At 72.6% G+C, this 17887-nt stretch carries 18 protein-coding genes; 13 read left to right on the forward strand and 5 right to left on the reverse strand.

Annotation, left to right across the window (positions count from 1 at the left end):
- Window positions 1–45: 45 nt before the first annotated feature.
- Complete coding sequence (locus ACFVGW_RS08265) at window positions 46–711, forward strand: TetR/AcrR family transcriptional regulator (protein ID WP_385851281.1); 666 nt, start codon at window positions 46–48, stop codon at window positions 709–711.
- Between the two features lie 70 nt (window positions 712–781).
- Here ACFVGW_RS08265 and ACFVGW_RS08270 read toward each other — a convergent pair whose 3' ends face one another.
- Window positions 782–1282: a GNAT family N-acetyltransferase gene (locus ACFVGW_RS08270; RefSeq protein ID WP_352191420.1), complete on the reverse strand. Its 501-nt coding sequence runs from the start codon at window positions 1280–1282 to the stop codon at window positions 782–784.
- Window positions 1283–1328: 46 nt separating this feature from the next.
- Here ACFVGW_RS08270 and ACFVGW_RS08275 point away from each other — a divergent pair, with 46 nt between their 5' ends.
- Both ACFVGW_RS08275 and ACFVGW_RS08280 read left to right on the forward strand, forming a co-directional pair.
- A complete protein-coding gene (locus ACFVGW_RS08275) occupies window positions 1329–2225 on the forward strand; it encodes a TIGR01777 family oxidoreductase (RefSeq protein WP_385851282.1) in 897 nt (298 codons plus the stop codon).
- Window positions 2226–2389: 164 nt separating this feature from the next.
- Window positions 2390–3733 (forward strand): NAD(P)/FAD-dependent oxidoreductase, encoded by a 1344-nt coding sequence (locus ACFVGW_RS08280; protein WP_385851283.1) that lies wholly within the window; start codon window positions 2390–2392, stop codon window positions 3731–3733.
- A gap of 131 nt (window positions 3734–3864) precedes the next feature.
- On the opposite strand, the gene ACFVGW_RS08285 is transcribed toward ACFVGW_RS08280, so the two are convergent.
- Window positions 3865–5361 (reverse strand): regulator, encoded by a 1497-nt coding sequence (locus tag ACFVGW_RS08285; protein ID WP_385851284.1) that lies wholly within the window; start codon window positions 5359–5361, stop codon window positions 3865–3867.
- A 295-nt stretch (window positions 5362–5656) separates the two neighbouring features.
- On the opposite strand from ACFVGW_RS08285, the gene lipB reads away from it, so the two are divergent.
- The 4 genes from lipB to ACFVGW_RS08305 all read left to right on the forward strand — a co-directional run bounded on the left by lipB (window position 5657) and on the right by ACFVGW_RS08305 (window position 8793).
- The gene (gene lipB / locus ACFVGW_RS08290) at window positions 5657–6466 is read left to right on the forward strand and encodes a lipoyl(octanoyl) transferase LipB (RefSeq protein WP_352191416.1); all 810 of its coding nucleotides are present in this window, start codon (window positions 5657–5659) and stop codon (window positions 6464–6466) included.
- A 125-nt stretch (window positions 6467–6591) separates the two neighbouring features.
- The gene (lipA, locus tag ACFVGW_RS08295; RefSeq protein WP_352191415.1) at window positions 6592–7560 is read left to right on the forward strand and encodes a lipoyl synthase; all 969 of its coding nucleotides are present in this window, start codon (window positions 6592–6594) and stop codon (window positions 7558–7560) included.
- A 305-nt stretch (window positions 7561–7865) separates the two neighbouring features.
- A complete protein-coding gene (locus ACFVGW_RS08300; protein ID WP_352191414.1) occupies window positions 7866–8078 on the forward strand; it encodes a hypothetical protein in 213 nt (70 codons plus the stop codon).
- 10 nt (window positions 8079–8088) lie between these two features.
- Window positions 8089–8793, forward strand: a complete 705-nt coding sequence (locus ACFVGW_RS08305) for a DUF4191 domain-containing protein (protein ID WP_383228755.1) — start codon at window positions 8089–8091, stop codon at window positions 8791–8793.
- Between the two features lie 127 nt (window positions 8794–8920).
- Here ACFVGW_RS08305 and ACFVGW_RS08310 read toward each other — a convergent pair whose 3' ends face one another.
- Entirely contained in the window at window positions 8921–9388 is a 468-nt protein-coding gene (locus ACFVGW_RS08310) for an RDD family protein (RefSeq protein WP_383297367.1), read from the reverse strand.
- A 221-nt stretch (window positions 9389–9609) separates the two neighbouring features.
- Here ACFVGW_RS08310 and glnA point away from each other — a divergent pair, with 221 nt between their 5' ends.
- On the forward strand, window positions 9610–11019 hold the full coding sequence (gene glnA, locus ACFVGW_RS08315; RefSeq protein WP_352191411.1) for a type I glutamate--ammonia ligase: 1410 nt from the start codon (window positions 9610–9612) through the stop codon (window positions 11017–11019).
- A gap of 137 nt (window positions 11020–11156) precedes the next feature.
- On the opposite strand, the gene ACFVGW_RS08320 is transcribed toward glnA, so the two are convergent.
- On the reverse strand, window positions 11157–11420 hold the full coding sequence (locus ACFVGW_RS08320) for a hypothetical protein (protein WP_352191430.1): 264 nt from the start codon (window positions 11418–11420) through the stop codon (window positions 11157–11159).
- Window positions 11421–11580: 160 nt separating this feature from the next.
- Here ACFVGW_RS08320 and ACFVGW_RS08325 point away from each other — a divergent pair, with 160 nt between their 5' ends.
- Both ACFVGW_RS08325 and ACFVGW_RS08330 read left to right on the forward strand, forming a co-directional pair.
- A complete protein-coding gene (locus ACFVGW_RS08325) occupies window positions 11581–11940 on the forward strand; it encodes an arsenate reductase family protein (protein ID WP_383228757.1) in 360 nt (119 codons plus the stop codon).
- A gap of 86 nt (window positions 11941–12026) precedes the next feature.
- Entirely contained in the window at window positions 12027–12671 is a 645-nt protein-coding gene (locus ACFVGW_RS08330) for a hypothetical protein (RefSeq protein WP_352191409.1), read from the forward strand.
- A gap of 13 nt (window positions 12672–12684) precedes the next feature.
- Here ACFVGW_RS08330 and ACFVGW_RS08335 read toward each other — a convergent pair whose 3' ends face one another.
- Window positions 12685–13605 (reverse strand): Gfo/Idh/MocA family protein, encoded by a 921-nt coding sequence (locus tag ACFVGW_RS08335; RefSeq protein WP_385851285.1) that lies wholly within the window; start codon window positions 13603–13605, stop codon window positions 12685–12687.
- 225 nt (window positions 13606–13830) lie between these two features.
- On the opposite strand from ACFVGW_RS08335, the gene ACFVGW_RS08340 reads away from it, so the two are divergent.
- The 3 genes from ACFVGW_RS08340 to glnII all read left to right on the forward strand — a co-directional run bounded on the left by ACFVGW_RS08340 (window position 13831) and on the right by glnII (window position 17587).
- Window positions 13831–15252, forward strand: coding sequence for a hypothetical protein (locus ACFVGW_RS08340; RefSeq protein WP_385851286.1), 1422 nt, complete (start codon window positions 13831–13833; stop codon window positions 15250–15252).
- Complete coding sequence (locus ACFVGW_RS08345; RefSeq protein WP_385851287.1) at window positions 15249–16418, forward strand: hypothetical protein; 1170 nt, start codon at window positions 15249–15251, stop codon at window positions 16416–16418. The genes ACFVGW_RS08340 and ACFVGW_RS08345 overlap by 4 nt, the downstream gene beginning before the upstream one ends.
- A gap of 137 nt (window positions 16419–16555) precedes the next feature.
- On the forward strand, window positions 16556–17587 hold the full coding sequence (gene glnII, locus ACFVGW_RS08350) for a glutamine synthetase (RefSeq protein ID WP_352191405.1): 1032 nt from the start codon (window positions 16556–16558) through the stop codon (window positions 17585–17587).
- Window positions 17588–17887 lie beyond the last annotated feature (300 nt).

A 17887-nucleotide genomic window follows, 5' to 3' on the forward strand; every position in this document is an offset into this window, starting at 1 on the left:
GCACGATATGCATGGTCGGCAGACGTGGGGCGTACCCTTCGTACGGTGAGCACCAAGCCCTCCTCGAAGCCCGGCTCCCTGACGGAGCGCCGCAAGGCGGCCACCCAGCTCGACATCGCGCGCGCCGCCGCCGAGCTCTTCACCGAGCGCGGCCCCGACGGCACCACGGCCGAGGACATCGCCCTGCGTGCCGGGGTCGCGCTGCGCACCTTCTACCGGTACTTCCGCTCCAAGCAGGACGCCGTCGCCCCGCTCCTCGCGGGCGGCGCGGACCGCTGGCGGGAGTCGCTGGCGGCGGCGGAGCCGGGTTCGACGGTGCCTGCCGCCCTGGAACGGTCGATCGCCGAGGCGCTCGCGGCCGCCGACGAGGAGGCGGCCGAGGGGCTGCGCTGGACGCGCGGGCTGCTGCGGGCGGCCGCGGAGGACCCGGCGCTGCGGGCCGTCTGGTACCGCGTGAACCAGGAGTCGGAGGAGAAGCTGCTCGCCGTGGTCGCCGAGCTGGCCGGCCCGGGCGCCGACCCGCTGGAGGTACGGCTCGCGGCGGCGGCGGCCACGGACGCGATCCGGGTCGCCCTGGAGGCCTGGGCGGAGACGGACGCGCCGGTCCGCGGAAAGGGCGCTCCGGCCGAGCTGGCGGTGCGCTGCCTGCGTGAACTGATGGGCGGAATGGGACCGTTGAAGCCGTCGGAGGCGGGGCGCACGGACGCCTAGAGGCGGCGCGGACGGGACGGCCCGGGCCAGGTGCGGCGGGCCGGCTCCAGGGCCGGTCCCGCGGGCACCCCTAGGGTGCGACCGAGCGGCCCATCAGGACGTCGTCGACGTACGCGCCGCCCAGGAAGAACTCGCCGGGCAGCACGCCCTCCACCACGAACCCCTCGGAGGCGTACAGCGCGCGGGCGGGCTCGTTGTGGCCGAGGACGCGCAGGGTGATCCGCGTGCAGCCCTGGCGCCTGGTCTCGTCGAAGGCGGCGCGCAGGAGCGCGCGGGCTACGCCCTTGCCGCGGGCGCTCTCGGCGACGGCGAGCCCCTGGATCTGGCGGACGTGCGCGTTGCAGGCGAGCGGGGTGGGCGGCACGAGCCGCAGATAGCCGACGACGTCCGGCCCGCGCTGCGCGACCAGGAAGTCCTCGGGCCGGTGCCGGTCGTCGAAGAACGGCGCGTACGGCGGCTCCGGCGGCGGGAGCACGGCGTGCAACGGCGACCAGGTGGCGCGGTCCAGCTCCGCCAGCGCGTCCCCGTCGGCGGCGAGGGCCTGTCGTATGTGCGTGTCCGGCGCGATCATGTGCGCCACTGTGCCACGTCCGGACCGGGGAGGGCAGGATGTCCCCATGCAACGCTCGCGTATCGCCGTCACCGGCGCCTCCGGACTCATCGGCACGGCCCTGGTGCGCTCGCTGCGCGCCGACGGCCACCAGGTCAGCCGTCTGGTGCGGCGGCCCGCCAGGACCGCGGACGAGATCGAGTGGGACCCGGCGCGGCTGTACGTGGACGCGGCGGGGCTCGTCGGTGTCGACGCGGTCGTGCACCTGGCGGGCGCGGGCGTCGGCGAGCACCGCTGGAACGAGGCGTACAAGAAGGAGATCCGCGACAGCCGCGTACTCGGTACGCGCGCGATCGCGGAGGCCCTCGCCTCGCTGGCCGACCCGCCGCGGGTCCTGGTGTGCGGCACGGCGCTCGGCTACTACGGCGACACCGGCTCGCGCGCGGTGGACGAGAGCGCGCCCGCCGGCGAGGGCTTCCTGCCTTCGGTCTGCGTGGAGTGGGAGGCGGCGGCGGCCCCCGCCGAGGAGGCCGGCATCCGGGTCGCCTACGCCCGCACCGGTCTCGTCGTGGCCGCCGAGGGCGGTGCGTGGGGCCGGCTCTTCCCGGTCTTCCGCGCCGGGGTCGGCGGGCGGATGGGCGACGGCCGGCAGTACTGGAGCTTCATCTCGCTGCACGACGAGGTGGCCGCCCTGCGGCATCTGATCGACACCGACTCCCTGGCGGGTCCGGTGAACCTGACCGCTCCCGAGCCGGTGACCAACCGGGAGGTGACGGCGGCGATGGGCCGGGTCCTGCGCCGCCCGACGTTCTTCACGGTCCCGGCGCCGGCGCTGCGCCTGGCGCTCGGGGAGTTCGCGGTGGATGTGCTGGGCAGTCAGCGGGTGCTGCCGAGCCGCCTGTTGGAGTCGGGGTTCGATTTCGCCTTCCCGACGATCGACGAGGCGATCCGCGCGGCGGCCTGACACCTCGCGGTGCGACCCCGTGCTGCGTGCACCCCCGCGCGCGCCGCTGGCGCGGGCCCTGGCGAGGCCCCAGGCTGGCATGCCCTGAATGCGAATGCGGGCATTCCGGGGGCCGGTTGGGGGCATAGGCCTCCCACCAGCCGCGCCGACCTGGGGAGGGGCACGTGCTCAGTACCGCACGCCACAAGGACGTCGCCACGGACGTCGTCATCGTCGGGGCCGGGATCGCGGGGCTCGCGGCCGCCCACCGTCTGACCAGCGCCGGGCTCGGCGTCACGGTCCTGGAGGCCGGTCCACGGGTCGGCGGCCGGATGGCCACCGACGACATGGAGGGCTTCCGCCTCGACCGGACCGGGCCGCTGCTCACGGCCTCGCACGCCGAACTGCTCCGGACGCGGGGCCTGGAGGGGGTGGCGCTGCGACCGTTCGCGCCGGGGGCCCTGGTGCACAGCGACGGTCGGTACGCGAGGGTCGGAGAACCGTTCCCGCACCCACGCCGGCGCTCCGCCCACACGCCCTGGCGCGTAGGGGGAGCGTTCAGTGTGGCGCGCGCCCTCGCGAGCGCCCCCCGTAATCCGGCCGCCTCGCTGGACCAGGCGCGGCTCGGAGCCTCGCTGGCACGGCTCGCGGCGACGCCCGCGCAGCGCCTGCTGGCCCGGCCGGAGCGGACGGCCCGCGAGGCGCTGACGGCCCGGCTGCCGGCGCGCACGGTCCAGGGGGTCGTACGGCCCCTGATCGCGGCGCTGCTCGGCGATCCCGACCTGACCACGTCCAGTCGCCACGCCGACCTGGCACTGCGCGCGTTCGCGCGCGGGCGGCTCTGCGTCCCGGAGGGCGGGTCCGGCGCACTGCCCGAGCTGCTCGCCGCGTCACTGCCGCCGGGGACGGTGCGCACGGGGGTCCGGGTCACGGACGTCGCGATCAACCGGGTCGAGACGGCGGAGCACGGGGTCTTCGGCTGCCGTTCGGTCCTGCTGGCGACGGGCGCGCGTACGGCGGCGGAGCTGCTGCCGGGGCTGCGCGTGCCGCGCTTCCACGCGGTCACCGTGCTGCATCACACGGCCCCGGAGGCGCCCGCACCCGACCCGGTCCTGATTCTGGAGTCCGACCCGGGCGGCCCGGTCGCGCACACGGCCGTCATGAGCGCCGTCGACCCCACGAGGGCGCCCGCGGGCCGGGTCCTGGTGTCCTCGACGGTCCTCGGCACCCCGCCCGACGACGCGGAGCGCCGGGTCCGCAAGCACCTCGCGACCCTGTACGGGACGTCGACGGACGAGTGGGAGCTCCTCGCCCTGCACCACACCGCCGAGGCGATCCCCGCGATGCCGCCGCCGCACGACCCCCGTCGCCCGGTGCGCCTGCTCGCCGGTCTCTACGTCTGCGGCGACCATCGGGACACGTCCACGCCCCAGGGGGCCCTGACCTCCGCCCACCGCGCGGCGCACGCGCTCCTGACGGACCTCGGCGTCCGTGTGTCCCAGGGCGCCCCGACGGAGGCGGCGGCGTAGGCGTAGGCGGGCACGACCGGCGGGCAGCACGACCCGCAGAGCAGCACGACCGGCAGGCAGCCCGGCAGGGAGCACGGATCGGCCGGGCTGCACGACCGGCAGGCAGCACGACCGGCAGGCGCGCGGGGGCGTCAGCCGATCGCCGCCACGCGGTCGCGGTAGGTACGGACCGCGGCCGCGTCGCGGTACGGCTCCAGCCGCCGTTCGAAGTCGCGGATGTACTCCAGCGCGCGGGCCGAGCGCATCTCGGAGGCCTGCTGCGCCGCCTCCGCGCCGAGCGCGCACGCCTGGTCCAGTTCGCCGAGGCCGAGGCGGGCGGAGGCGAGGACCACCCGGCAGAAGAGGCGGCTGCGCGCGAAGCCCGGGGCCCGGAGCTGGAGGGAGCGTTCGGCGTGCTGCGCCGCGGCCCGGTACTGCTGGAGGTCGCGGTGGCAGTGCCCGAACTCGTCGGAGAGCTGCGCCTCGTCGAAGGGGCGCGCCCAGTACGGCACGTCGTCCCCGGGCCTGGCCGCCTCCAGCGCCCGCTCGGCCCTGGCCAGCGCGGCGCCGCACGCCCGGGCCTCGCCGAGCACCCCGTGCCCGCGCGCCTCCACGGAGTGCAGCAGGGCCTGGACGACCGGCGGCGCGGCCGAGCCGACGCCCTGCTGGGCGACCCGGGCCAGCTGCACGGCCTCGCGCCCGTGGGCGAGGTAGACGGCCTGCCGGCTCATCGTGATCAGGACGTACGAGCCGTAGGCCCGGTCCCCCGCCGCCTGCGCGAGCCGCAGCGCCTGGACGAAGTACCGCTGGGCCAGTCCGTGCGCCGCGATGTCGTACGAGGTCCAGCCCGCCAGTCGCGTCAGATCGGCCGCCGCGGCGAACAGGCGGCGGCCGACGGTCTCCCCGTAGATGCCGCGCAGCATCGGCTCGGCCTCGTGCTCCAGGTAGCGCACGAGGGCCTGGCGCGCGTGGCCGCCGCCGTACGCGTGGTCGAGGGTGCGGAAGAGCTCGCCGACCGAGCGCAGCGCGGCGATGTCGCCGCTGGAGACCCGCTGCCCCGGCCCCCGGTCCGTGCCGCGCTGCCGGGGCACGGACAGTCGGCCCTGCTGTGGGACCCGGGGGTCCTGCGGGACCCGGGGGTCCTGCGCGAGCCGGACGTCCACGCCGAGCCGCCCGTTCGGCGCGGCGCTCTCGCTCCGTGCCACCCGGTCGTCGGCCCGGCCGATCAGCCAGTCGCGGCTGGGGACGACGAGCCCCGCCGGGGTGAAGGCGATCTTGCGCAGCTCCGCGTGGCTGCCGGAGTCCTTCCGCCACAGCCCGCTGACGATGTCGACGGCCTCCTCGGGCGTCGCCGCGAACTCGAGACCGGCGTACACGGGCGCGCAGGCGTCGAGACCGAGGTCCTGCGCGGAGAGGCGGCGGCCAAGCCGCCGGGTGAAGACCTCGGCGATCAGGGCGGGCGTGGTGCCGCGCGGCTGCTGACCGCGCAGCCAGCGGGTCACGGAGGTCTTGTCGTACCGCAGGTCGAGCCCGTGCTCCAGGCCGAGCTGGTCCACCCGTCTCGCCAGGCCCGCGTTGGAGAATCCGGCCTCGGCGATGAGCGCGGCGAGCCGGCGGTTCGGGATGCGCTGCGGGGGTCGTTCCGTCATCAGCTGTGCGGTCTCCTGCCTTCCGGGCCCGGATGGAAGCCGTGCGGACCCTCATGGAACGGCGTGAATTTAGCGGCCCTCACCGCCTATACCGCCTCCTTCGCCCCACATTCATCCGATCGTGTGAGGATTGGGGCCATCGCTGACGGAGAGGCCCCACGCGGGGGCCACCGCACCTGCCGGACCGGTCTCCGTGACGCCGCCGTACAGTGGCATGGGCGCGAATGACGCATGGTGCCGAGCCGCCCCGGGACGATCCCCGGACCCGGCCACGGCACCAGGAGGAGGCACTGCCGTGAGTGAGCTGCGATTCGTCCGTCTGGGCTTCGGCGACGACGCCGTCGAGTACCAGGTGGCCTGGGACAAGCAGCGCGAGGTGCACACCGCCCGGTTCGCCGACGAGATCACCGACACCTGTCTGCTCCTGGAGCACCCGCCCGTGTACACGGCGGGCCGGCGTACGGAGGAGAGCGAGCGCCCCCTCGACGGGACGCCGGTCGTGGACGTGGACCGCGGCGGAAAGATCACCTGGCACGGCCCGGGTCAGCTCGTCGGCTACCCGATCATGAAGCTGCCCCGACCGGTCGACGTCGTCGCGCACGTGCGCCGTCTGGAGGAGGCGCTGATCCTCACGGCCGCCGAGTTCGGCGTGGAGACCACCCGGATCGAGGGCCGCAGCGGCGTCTGGGTGCTCGGTGACCCGGTGGAGCAGCGTCCGGCGCTCGGCGGGCTCTCGCTGGACTTCGACCCGCGGCTGAGCGACCCGGAGTTCGACCCGCGGCTCAACGGCCCGGAGTACGCCCCGTCCAACGCCGGTCAGCGCCGCGAGGACCGCAAGCTGGCCGCGATCGGCATCCGGGTCGCCAAGGGCGTCACCATGCACGGCTTCGCCCTGAACGTGAACCCGGACAACGCCTGGTTCGACCGGATCATCCCCTGCGGGATCCGGGACGCGGGCGTGGCCTCGCTCGCGAGCGAGCTGGGCCGGGACATCACGATCGAGGAGGTCCTGCCGGTGGTCGAGAAGCACCTGCGCGCCGTCCTGGAGAACGCGGAGCTGAAGCCGCGCCCGGTCGAGCGCGAGACGGCCGCCGCCTCCGCGTAGCGCGTGGGGAATCGCATGGGGAATGCCGGGCTCTGGCCATAGGTTGCCCAGGCGTAAACAAAACCGTACGAACAACGGGCGTACCCTGGTGTGCGCCGAAGAATCGAAGCTACAGGGAGCCGGTCGTGTCCGCAGTCGCACCCGACGGACGCAAGATGCTGCGCCTTGAGGTCCGTAACGCCCAGACCCCCATCGAGCGCAAGCCCGAGTGGATCAAGACCCGGGCGAAGATGGGTCCCGAGTACACGAAGATGCAGGGCCTCGTGAAGAGCGAGGGCCTGCACACGGTCTGCCAGGAGGCGGGCTGTCCCAACATCTTCGAATGCTGGGAGGACCGCGAGGCCACCTTCCTCATCGGCGGTGACCAGTGCACGCGGCGCTGCGACTTCTGCCAGATCGACACGGGCAAGCCCGAGGCGCTGGACCGTGACGAGCCCCGCCGCGTCGGCGAGTCGGTCGTCACGATGGACCTGAACTACGCCACCATCACCGGCGTCGCGCGCGACGACCTGGAGGACGGCGGCGCCTGGCTGTACGCGGAGACCGTGCGCCAGATCCACGAGCAGACGGCGAACCGCGCCGACGGCCGTACGAAGGTCGAGCTGCTCGCCCCCGACTTCAACGCGGTGCCCGAGCTCCTGGCGGAGGTCTTCGCCTCCCGCCCCGAGGTCTTCGCGCACAACGTGGAGACGGTGCCGCGGATCTTCAAGCGGATCCGTCCCGGCTTCCGGTACGAGCGTTCGCTGGACGTCATCACCCGGGCCCGTGACTACGGTCTGGTCACGAAGTCGAACCTGATCCTCGGCATGGGCGAGACCCGCGAGGAGATCAGCGAGGCCCTCCAGCAGCTGCACGCGGCGGGTTGCGAGCTCATCACGATCACGCAGTACCTGCGCCCCTCCGTCCGGCACCACCCGGTGGAGCGCTGGGTGAAGCCGCAGGAGTTCGTGGAGCTGAAGGAGGAGGCCGACGAGATCGGCTTCTCCGGCGTGATGTCGGGCCCGCTGGTCCGTTCCTCGTACCGCGCGGGCCGGCTGTACCAGCAGGCGATCGAGAAGCGCGGCGCGGTGGACAACGCCACGCAGGCCGTGTGAGGCGTCGCCGCCCCACGAGCGCGTGATCGGCGTGTGAATTCACGCACAAGCAGTTACCGGCCGGTAGTGGCCGGATCCGGCGCGACCCGTACACCCCCGCAGGTCAGGGGGGAGTACGGGTCGCGTCGGCGTCTCCGGATGCGTGCAGATGGCCGCATCAACGTTTCATCAGTGTTTGACCACCGGGTCACGCACTGGTAACACCAGTCTGTGAGCCTGGCTTCACTCACCGCCACAACGTCGTGAGCGTCACACTCGCTCCACCCCCCACCTCGTCTCATCCACGCTTGAGGGAGGACCCCCGCATGCAGGCCGCGACCCACGTCCGTGCCACCGCCATCCCGTCCGTCACCGACGCCCTGAAGGCCGTCGAGGCCCTGCTGCTGGCCGGCGGGCAGCGGACGGCCCGCCGGAACGCCTGGAACTCGGTCCTGGAGGACCGCCGCCGGGCCAAGGACCGGGTCGAGGCCCAGCATGTGATGGAGGCCGTGGCTGGCCGCGCTTCCCGGGCCACGTAAACTTCAGGACATGGCGAGGAAGGCAAACACGGGCAGCGGTGACGCTGCGAACCAGGGGCGACTGAAGCAGATCGCCCTCACGTACAAGATGACCCGAAAGGCCGACCCGAAGGTCGGGCTTGTCGTCGCGGGCGTGGGCATCGTCGTACTCGGTGTCCTCCTCGCGATCGGCTTCCTGATCGGGCACCCGGTCTACCTGGGCATCCTGGGCTTCATCCTGGCGCTGCTCGCGATGGCGATCGTCTTCGGACGACGTGCCGAGCGCGCCGCCTTCGGGCAGATGGAGGGCCAGCCGGGCGCGGCGGCCGCGGTGCTGGACAACATCGGGCGCGGCTGGACGACGACCCCGGCGGTCGCGATGAACAAGAGCCAGGACGTCGTGCACCGCGCGGTCGGCCGGGCGGGCATCGTGCTGGTGGGCGAGGGCAACCCGAACCGGGTCAAGCCCCTGCTGGCGGCCGAGAAGAAGAAGATGGCCCGCATCGTCGTGGACGTGCCGGTGACCGACATCATCGTCGGCAACGGCGAGGGCCAGGTGCCGCTGAAGAAGGTCCGCACGACCATGCTGAAGCTGCCGCGGGTGCTCTCCGGCCCCCAGGTGACGGTGGCCAACGACCGGCTGCGGGCCATGGGCGACCTGATGAGCAACATGCCGCTGCCGAAGGGTCCGATGCCGAAGGGCATGCGGATGCCGCGCGGCGGAAAGATGCGCTGACCTCCGACGGAGGTCTCTCCTCCACGACGAAGGGCGCCCCCGGAACCGGACAGGTTCCGGGGGCGCCCTTCGTCGTGCGGGGTGTGCGTCGTGCAGGGTGTGCGGGGTGCCCGTCGTGGTGCGTGGCTCAGATCCGGACCTGTACGGCGCCGGAGAGGCGGTCGTGGAGGCCCCGGCCGTCGCGGTCCCAGATCAGGGCCGGGATGGCGAGGCAGACGAGGAGGCTGCGGACCACGACCCGCAGGATGCCGAGCCGGCCGCCGTTCACCGAGGCGACCCGGAGGCCGAAGAGCCGCTTGCCGGGGGTGGAGCCGACGGTTCCGACCGTCAGCACGCTCAGCACGAGCAGGATGACCAGCGCCCAGTTCCCGGTCGCCTGGCTGTAGCCGTCGGTGACCAGGCCGTATGCGATCAGCATGCAGAGGGCCCAGTCGACGGCGAGGGCGCCGATCCGGCGGCCCGGGCGGGCGATCGAACCGGGGCCCTCCTCGGGGAGCCCGAGCTGCTGACCGCGGTAACCGAAGTCGACACCTGCGTCCTCGGCCGCCGCGCGGGGGCCGGACAGCCATGATCCGAGTGCTTGCCTGTTGTCCACCCGACAACGGTACTGCGCCCGTTTTTGATCACTTCGGCCCGGGTCGCCGAGGGGCGCCGGGAAGCGGAGGGGCACCCAGGCCGGTTAACTTGGGTGAAACAAATGGGTCATGCTTGAGAAATCCCGTCTGCCTATGGTCGGGTCCAGCGTGTGCCACCGCACTGGCCGCACGAACGAGCTGCAACCCCGCCCCTCCCCGGGCCGGGAGTAGGAGGAGTTGGATGTTCCAGAACGCCGACGAGGCCAAGAAGTTCATCAAGGACAACGACGTCAAGATGGTCGACGTCCGTTTCTGTGACCTTCCGGGAGTGATGCAGCACTTCACGATCCCGGCGACGGCGTTCGACCCGTCCGAGGAGCTCGCCTTCGACGGCTCGTCGATCCGCGGCTTCCAGGCCATCCACGAGTCCGACATGGCGCTCCGCGCCGACCTGTCGACGGCCCGCCTGGACCCGTTCCGCCGCGACAAGACGCTGAACATCAACTTCTTCATCCACGACCCGATCACGGGCGAGCAGTACAGCCGTGACCCGCGGAACATCGCGAAGAAGGCCGAGGCGTACCTCGCCTCCACCGGCATCGCCGACACCGCGTACTTCGGCCCCGAGGCCGAGTTCTACGTCTTCGATTCGGTGCGCTTCAACACCACCGCCAACGAGGGCTTCTACCACATCGACTCCGAGGCCGGCGCCTGGAACACCGGTGCGGTCGAGGACAACCGCGGCTACAAGGTCCGCTACAAGGGCGGCTACTTCCCGGCCCCGCCGGTCGACCACTTCGCCGACCTGCGCGCGGAGATCTCCCTGGAGCTGGAGAACGTCGGCCTCCAGGTCGAGCGCCAGCACCACGAGGTCGGCACCGCCGGCCAGGCCGAGATCAACTACAAGTTCAACACGCTGCTCGCCGCGGCCGACGACCTGATGCTCTTCAAGTACATCGTGAAGAACGTCGCCTGGCGCAACGGCAAGACCGCGACCTTCATGCCGAAGCCGATCTTCGGCGACAACGGCTCGGGCATGCACGTCCACCAGTCGCTGTGGGCCAACGGCGACCCGCTGTTCTACGACGAGACGGGCTACGCGGGCCTCTCGGACACCGCCCGCTACTACATCGGCGGCATCCTCAAGCACGCCCCGTCGCTGCTCGCCTTCACCAACCCGACGGTGAACTCGTACCACCGCCTGGTGCCCGGCTTCGAGGCCCCGGTCAACATGGTCTACTCGCAGCGCAACCGCTCCGCGGCCATGCGTATCCCGATCACGGGCTCGAACCCGAAGGCCAAGCGCGTCGAGTTCCGCGCGCCGGACCCGTCCTCGAACCCGTACCTCGCCTTCTCGGCGCTGCTCCTCGCGGGCCTCGACGGCGTGAAGAACAAGATCGAGCCGGCGGAGCCGATCGACAAGGACCTGTACGAGCTGGCTCCCGAGGAGCACGCGAACGTCCAGCAGGTCCCGACCTCCCTCCCGGCGGTCCTGGACGCCCTGGAGGCGGACAACGAGTACCTGCAGGCCGGCGGTGTCTTCACCTCCGACCTGATCGAGACCTGGATCGACTACAAGCGCACGAACGAGATCGCCCCGATCCAGCTGCGCCCGCACCCGCACGAGTTCGAGCTCTACTTCGACCTCTAGACCGCGGACGGGTCGAGCGATCGACCGGAGCGCTGAACGACAGTGAGGGCCGCCACCCCGGATTCCGGGGTGGCGGCCCTCGTCTCTGTCTGCGGCTCTGTCTTCGTCCCTGTCCGGGGGCCGGGCGGTGGCTCGGGTCAGCGCCCGTAGCGGATCAGCGCGCGGACCATGTGGCAGGTGGTGTCCGAGGGCGGGTGGATGCCGAGCAGCTCGGCCGTGGTGCGTATCTTCGCGTTGCCCGCCTTCGCGGGGTCGTGCACACCCGCGTCGAGGAGGACGATCGCGAGGCGCATGGCCTTCAGGCGGCGGTTGTGCGTGATGTACCACTCGCGGGGGCGGCCCGCGGGGAGCGGCTGCTTCCGGAGGGGCTTCCAGGGTTCGAGGGACGGCTTCCGGATCATGGCTGTGGCCACGGGCGACCTCCTGACGAACGGTGGGTGCGGGCCCTCCCCGGGACCCTCACCTTCACCTACGATTTTACTGCCCCCCACTGACAATCGCCCCTGGCCAGAGGGGGTTTGGGGGGTGGTGGGAGGAGCCCGAGGGGGTACCGTGGGGCGCATGGAGATCTGGATCAATCCCGCCTGTTCCAAGTGCCGCAGCGCGATCAGCCTGCTCGACGCGGAGGGCGCCGAGTACACCGTGCGCCGCTACCTGGAGGACGTGCCGAGCCCGGACGAGATCCGGGCCGTACTGGAGCGGCTGGGCCTCGAGCCGTGGGACATCACGCGGACCGGGGAGGCCGTCGCCAAGGAGCTGGAGCTGAAGGACTGGCCCAGGGACGAGGCGAACCGGGACCGCTGGGTGGAGGCGCTCGCCGCGCACCCCAAGCTCATCCAGCGCCCGATCATCACCGCGGAGGACGGCACGGCGGTGGTCGGCCGCACCGAGGAGGCCGTACGGGACGCACTGTCCCGCTGACGTCACATCTCCGCGCATTGAGCAGAACCGGCGCGCTTCCCGTATCTGACGCCACAGGAACCGACAGGAAACGAACGGAGCCTCACGTGTCACGCAGGAAAACGCTCGGCCGGAAGAAGAAGATCGCGCTGATCGCCAGTGCCCTCGTGCTCGCCGGCGGGACGGCGGTGGTGCTGACCGGAACGAGTCAGGCGTCCGTGGCCTGCGACGGCCTGACCACGGCGCTCGCGAACAACGAGCGGTTCATCGCGGACCAGCGCGCCAACCCGGACGCACAGTCGCAGGCGCGGATCGCCAACCGGGAAGCGGTGATCGCCCAGATCCGGCTTCAGCAGGCGGCGTCGGGGTGCGGGGGTGATACCGGGGCGGCCGCCCCCGCCGCCCCGGCCACACAGCCGGCACCAACCCAGGCGCAGCCCGCCCCGCCTGCGCAGCCCGCCCAGCCCGCCCCGCCCGCGGGTGGCGGCGACGGCGGCGGCTCCGGGGATGTCGTCTGCGCCGGATCGACCGTCACACTCTCCGGCGAGGCCGGTGCCCCGGCCGCGTCCAGCAACCAGTTCCCGCTCGGTACGCGCCTGAAGGTCACCAACCTCGACAACGCCAAGTCGACCACCGTCGAGGTCACCTCCACCTCCGGCAGCTGCGTCCTGCTCAACGACGCGGCCTTCGAGCAGGTCCGTGAGCCGGGCAAGTTCCTGATCCGCAAGGCCCGGATCGAGCGCGTGGGCTGAGGCCGCGCCGCCGTCAGGCGGCGGGCTCCCTCCCCGGGCCCGCCGCCTGCTCCGCGAGGGAGAGGATCTCCGTGATCCGCGCGCCGAAGCGGGCGTCGCAGGCGTGCGGCACCCCCGTCCTGGCCGACTCCAGGAGCGCGTCGACCGCCCGGCCGAAGGCCTCCGTCGCGCCGTCCCACGCCGGCAGCGCCGCCCGGCCCCGCTTCCCGTGCAGCGTGAGCGCGGCCTCCGCCGCCTCCGGCGGGGCGGAGAGGGTCAGCGTCGCCGTGCTGCTCGCGCCCGACGTGTGACGCAGGACCAGGTGGTGCGTGTCCGCGGGGCCCCGTACGGCCGTCACGTCGGTGACGTCGCCCAGTACCGGGAGGTACACGGAGAGGACATGCGGGCCGACGTCCCACAGGCCGCCCTTCTCACGCCGCCACGGCGAGGCCGCGTACGCGCTCTGCGACCCCGGGCCGTACAGCGAGCCCAGCCAGTGCGCCGCGCCGAGGAACCAGTCGCCCGCGGCGGCCTGTTCGTCGATCCAGCGGGCCGTGGCGTCGGCGAAGCGGAGCGTGCAGAAGACCACGGACGCGACCTCCGCCGGCCCGGACACCTCGGCGACGTCACGGGCGGCCTCGACCGTCGTGGCCACCGGCTTGTCCAGGAGCAGGTGGCAGCCCATGGCGGCGGCCCGGAGGGCGAGCGGGGCCTGGACGTCCGGAGGAAGGGCGAAGGCTACGGCGTCGCTCACCTCGAGGAGGTCCTCGACGTCGTCGTACGCGGTCGTGCCGAAGGCGGTGGCCAGTTCGGCGGCCGCCTCGGGCCGTCTGCCCCACACCCCCACGAACTCGACACCGTCGTGCGCGGCGAGCGCGGGCGCGTGGGTGCGCGCGGCCCAGGGGCCGGTGCCGAGCAGTCCGATACGGGCCTTGGCGCCCCGGTGCGTGGTCATGCCCCCCAGTCTGCCGGTCCCCACCGACACCATGCCCCCAGTCTGCCGGTCCCCACCGACACCGGCCCCGCAAATCCACTGGCGGCCCTCCCCTCCCGCGGTGTTACGTTGCCTGCGCCGGCCGCGGGACTCCGGTGCGACTTCCGGGACCTGCCTCTGAAGCAACGTTTTCGCTGTTCGCGCCCCCATTCCCCGGCCGGCACCCATGCCACCGCGAGGGAAGCCATGACCACGCCGACGGAGACGATCTCCGACCTCATCGCCGCCGAGGACGTGCTGCTCTTCGTCAACGCGGCCGTCACCGCCACCGGTCAGCGGGAGTTCCGCTCGTCCGCCGGGGAGCAGCGGCTCTCGCTCGCGTTCCTGCACGAGTACGTCCGGGTCAACTACCGGACCGTGTACGCCGCCGCGCTCGCGCTCGACATCAACGACCACAACGCGGCGATGATCGTCGAGCGGCTGCTGCGCACCGCCGACGAGGCCGGCGGGGCGGACGGGAAGCGGGCGGAGGGGCGGCTGATCGCCGCCCGGCTCGCGCGCCTGCCCCCGCAGCGGGTCTACCGGCTCTTCCGCGCCCTGCGCGCCGCCAAGGTCAACAACCGGCGCACGCGCGCGATCGTCCGCGACTGGCTGGCCGGCCGCGCCGACCTCGGTCACGACGCCGTGAAGTACCGCGCCGGACTGAAGGCCGTCGCCCGCCACGCCCATCTGCCGCTCGCCACCGCCGAGTCGGGGGACTTCCTGTTCGCGCCCCGCCGCCGGGTCCGCTACGAGCACCCGTACCTGGACGCCTACCGCCGCGCGCAGTACGAGCAGGGGGCGCTGTACGAGCTGCCGTTCACCGTCGCCGAGGGGTTCGCGGCGAAGCACGGCGTGCGGCGCGCGGTGTTCCTGGAGCGGATCGCTCCCCGGATGACCCGGCTGGAGCGGCTGCGGACGGAGCGCGCGAGCGATCTGACCGTGATGCCGCTGACGCGGCTCGCCCTCTACGTGCTCTCCCTCCCCTTCGGGGAGAGGGTGGAGCGGCGCGCCGAGCTGACGGCCGCGCTGCGGGCGGCCGCGCTGCGCGTCGCGGGGCCGTACGCCGGGACGTGGGGCCGGGTCGCGGCGGTCCTCGACGACAGCTACTCCGCCTCCGGTTCGTCCGTGAAGCGGCGCCGCCCGCTGGCCGTCGCGCTCGGCTGCCACTTCCTCCTCGACGCGCTGGCCGCGCCGGGGGCGTACACCGCGCACTGGACCTCGGGCGCCACCGATCCGCTCCTCGTGCGGCCCTGGGGGCCGACCCCGCTCGGGGCGCGGATCCTGGACGCCCTGGAGGGGCCCGCCCCCGACCGGCTGGTGATCGTCTCGGACGGCTGGGACAACGCGCCGCCCGGCCTCGCGGGCGAGGTGCTCCGCGTCTGGCGGACGCGCCTCGACCCGGGGCGGCGGACGAGCGCGGTCCATGTGAACCCCGTATACGACGCGGCCGGTTTCGACGTGCGCCGGCTCGCGCCGAGCGTGCCGACCGCGGGGATCAGGGACGCGGAGGATCTGGCGGCGCTGGTGGAGATCGCGCAGTTCGCCGAGGGCCGGACGGGGCTGGCGGAACTGCGGGCCTATCTGGACCGCAGGGTGGAGCTGTTTCTGCGGGAGGCGACGCGATGACCCGGATCGATCTGACCGGTCTCGACGTCCGGCCGGCGCAGGTGTGGGGCGGTGTCCGGCTCGTGCCGCTGGTGCGGGCCGAGCCGGTGGAGGGGCTGCGGCTCCACCGTGAGGTGTACGGGGAGGGTGGAGCGGTCGAGCTCGGGGACCGTACGACCTACACCTCGTACATCCCGCACGGCTTCGTCGCGGACTGGTCCGGGGACGAGCGGGAGTCGGCCGCGTACGGCACCCGGTTCGGGGGCGGAACGGCCGGCGGGGCGGGGCCGGAGGTCGTTCCGGTGCGCCGTCACCACCGGCTCGCCAAGCGCCGGCGCGCCGACGGGCGGGCGGAGAAGCGGCTGCGCTTCCTGCCTCTGCACCTCGCCCTGGAGGGGTATCTGGCGCTCCACTTCGGCGGCCCGTCCGTGGTCTGGGACGAGTGGTCCCAGCAGGCGGTACGCCAGGGCCTGTCGCCGCGCGCCGAGGCGGCGTACGCGGGATGGAGCGTCCCGGGGCTCGCGGAGGCGCTGCGGATCTTCGAGATCCACCCGGGGCAGTGCGGCCTCATGCTGTACGTCGCCGACTCCCTGGCCGCCGCCTTCGTCGTCCCCCACCCGGAGGACTACCGAGCCCTCCACCCCACCCTGATCGAGGACCTGTACGGGGAGCTGATCCACCAGTACGCGTACTACGGCGCCCCGGTGCCGGAGTTCGCGGCGCGCATCCGGGACGAGGGGGGCTCCGTCCGTACGCTCGCGGATCTGCGGGCGGCGGCCCGGGCGCAGGAGCGGTCCTGGGCGGAGGCCCACGACGGGCTGATGGCGCGCGATCTGCTGGAGACGTCGTACGCCTTCGAGCGCGTGTACCGGATGGATTCGTATGACCTGTACCGGTTCCTGCCTCCCTTCCGGCGGGCGGGTGAGGAACAGCACATCGGGGAACTGATCGCCGACCGCAAGGGCCGGACGCTCTATCTGAAGACGTTCCGTCTCTCCGAGAGCCAGATCAGACGGGGCCACCTGCTCCGCCGCCTCGCGGACGCCGACTGGCATCTGGGGCGCACGGCCGAGGCGTTGGGCACGACGTACACCGAGCTCGTACGGCGCGTCAGGGCCGCCGGCCTCGGCTCGCTCCTCGACGCCCACGTCGTCGCACGGCGGCTCCGCGAAGATCGGGAAAGCTGAGTAACACGGGGTTCACAAACGGGCAACGGGCGGGAAATCCCGTGTTGCGAAGCTGCGCGCAGACACACCACGCAGCTCTCGCAGCGTCGCGAGCCGCAGCACGCACCCCGCAGCAGCACGCCAAAGGATGAGGCCCCGTGACCTTCAAGGCTGAGTACATCTGGATCGACGGCACCGAGCCGACCGCGAAGCTTCGCTCCAAGACGAAGATCCTTCCGGGCACCGGTGCCACTCTGGAGGAGCTGCCGATCTGGGGCTTCGACGGATCCAGCACGAACCAGGCCAAGGGCCACGCCTCGGACCGTGTCCTCAAGCCGGTCTTCGTCTGCCCGGACCCGATCCGCGGCGGTGCCGACATCCTCGTGATGTGCGAGGTCCTCAACACGGACATGACGCCGCACGAGTCCAACACGCGTGCCGCGCTGGCCGAGGTGTACGCGAAGTACGCCGCTCAGGAGCCGATCTTCGGCATCGAGCAGGAGTACACCTTCTTCGACGGCGAGCGCCCGCTCGGCTTCCCGGTCGGCGGCTTCCCGGCCCCGCAGGGCGGCTACTACTGCGGTGTCGGCGCCGACGAGATCTTCGGCCGCGACATCGTCGAGGCGCACCTGGAGAACTGTCTGCAGGCGGGTCTGGGCATCTCCGGCATCAACGCCGAGGTCATGCCGGGCCAGTGGGAGTTCCAGGTCGGCCCGCTGGCGCCGCTGGAGGTCGCGGACCAGCTGTGGGTGGCGCGCTGGCTGCTCTACCGCACGGCCGAGGACTTCAAGGTCTCGGCGACGCTGGACCCGAAGCCGGTGAAGGGCGACTGGAACGGCGCGGGCGCGCACACCAACTTCTCGACGAAGGCCATGCGCGAGGGCTACGACGCGATCATCACCGCGTGCGAGTCCCTGGGCGAGGGCTCGAAGCCGCTCGACCACGTCAAGAACTACGGCGCCGGCATCGACGACCGCCTGACGGGCCTGCACGAGACCGCCCCGTGGGACAAGTACTCCTACGGCGTCTCGGACCGCGGCGCCTCGGTCCGTATCCCGTGGCAGGTCGAGCAGGACCAGAAGGGCTACATCGAGGACCGTCGCCCGAACGCGAACGTGGACCCGTACACGGTGACCCGCCTGCTGGTGGACACCTGCTGCGAGGCCCTGGAGAAGGCCGGCCAGGTCTGATCCACCCCGCTCTCCCCGAAGGGGCGCCCGCCGACCACCGGCGGGCGCCCCTTCGGCGTCGGCACGGTGAACCCGGGTGCGGTCCGGGGCAGGTGAACAGGGACGCGGGGGTCGTCCCGGGTATTCCCGAGTAGTACACTAGGGATATGGCCCTCACTCAGAACGGATCCGCGACAGGTCGCACCGACCTCGAGCCGTTCTGGCCTTCCCGGCAGCACCATGACTTCGACCGGTGCTGTCGGCGCGTGAAGAACGCGTCGGCCCTCTAACGCCCGACCGGTACAAGACCGGTTCCGCGGC

Source organism: Streptomyces sp. NPDC127129 (assembly GCF_042671585.1).
In the GTDB taxonomy this organism is placed as follows: Bacteria; Actinomycetota; Actinomycetes; order Streptomycetales; family Streptomycetaceae; genus Streptomyces.

What these genes read in the sequence shown, in the direction of transcription:
- ACFVGW_RS08270 (WP_352191420.1), bottom strand. Translation starts at nt 1,282, where the DNA reads ATGATCGCGCCGGACACGCACATACGACAGGCCCTCGCCGCCGACGGG.
- ACFVGW_RS08275 (WP_385851282.1), top strand. Translation starts at nt 1,329, where the DNA reads ATGCAACGCTCGCGTATCGCCGTCACCGGCGCCTCCGGACTCATCGGC.
- ACFVGW_RS08285 (WP_385851284.1), bottom strand. Translation starts at nt 5,361, where the DNA reads ATGACGGAACGACCCCCGCAGCGCATCCCGAACCGCCGGCTCGCCGCG.
- ACFVGW_RS08300 (WP_352191414.1), top strand. Translation starts at nt 7,866, where the DNA reads ATGCAGGCCGCGACCCACGTCCGTGCCACCGCCATCCCGTCCGTCACC.
- ACFVGW_RS08305 (WP_383228755.1), top strand. Translation starts at nt 8,089, where the DNA reads ATGGCGAGGAAGGCAAACACGGGCAGCGGTGACGCTGCGAACCAGGGG.
- glnA (WP_352191411.1), top strand. Translation starts at nt 9,610, where the DNA reads ATGTTCCAGAACGCCGACGAGGCCAAGAAGTTCATCAAGGACAACGAC.
- ACFVGW_RS08320 (WP_352191430.1), bottom strand. Translation starts at nt 11,420, where the DNA reads ATGATCCGGAAGCCGTCCCTCGAACCCTGGAAGCCCCTCCGGAAGCAG.
- ACFVGW_RS08325 (WP_383228757.1), top strand. Translation starts at nt 11,581, where the DNA reads ATGGAGATCTGGATCAATCCCGCCTGTTCCAAGTGCCGCAGCGCGATC.
- ACFVGW_RS08335 (WP_385851285.1), bottom strand. Translation starts at nt 13,605, where the DNA reads ATGACCACGCACCGGGGCGCCAAGGCCCGTATCGGACTGCTCGGCACC.
- ACFVGW_RS08340 (WP_385851286.1), top strand. Translation starts at nt 13,831, where the DNA reads ATGACCACGCCGACGGAGACGATCTCCGACCTCATCGCCGCCGAGGAC.
- ACFVGW_RS08345 (WP_385851287.1), top strand. Translation starts at nt 15,249, where the DNA reads ATGACCCGGATCGATCTGACCGGTCTCGACGTCCGGCCGGCGCAGGTG.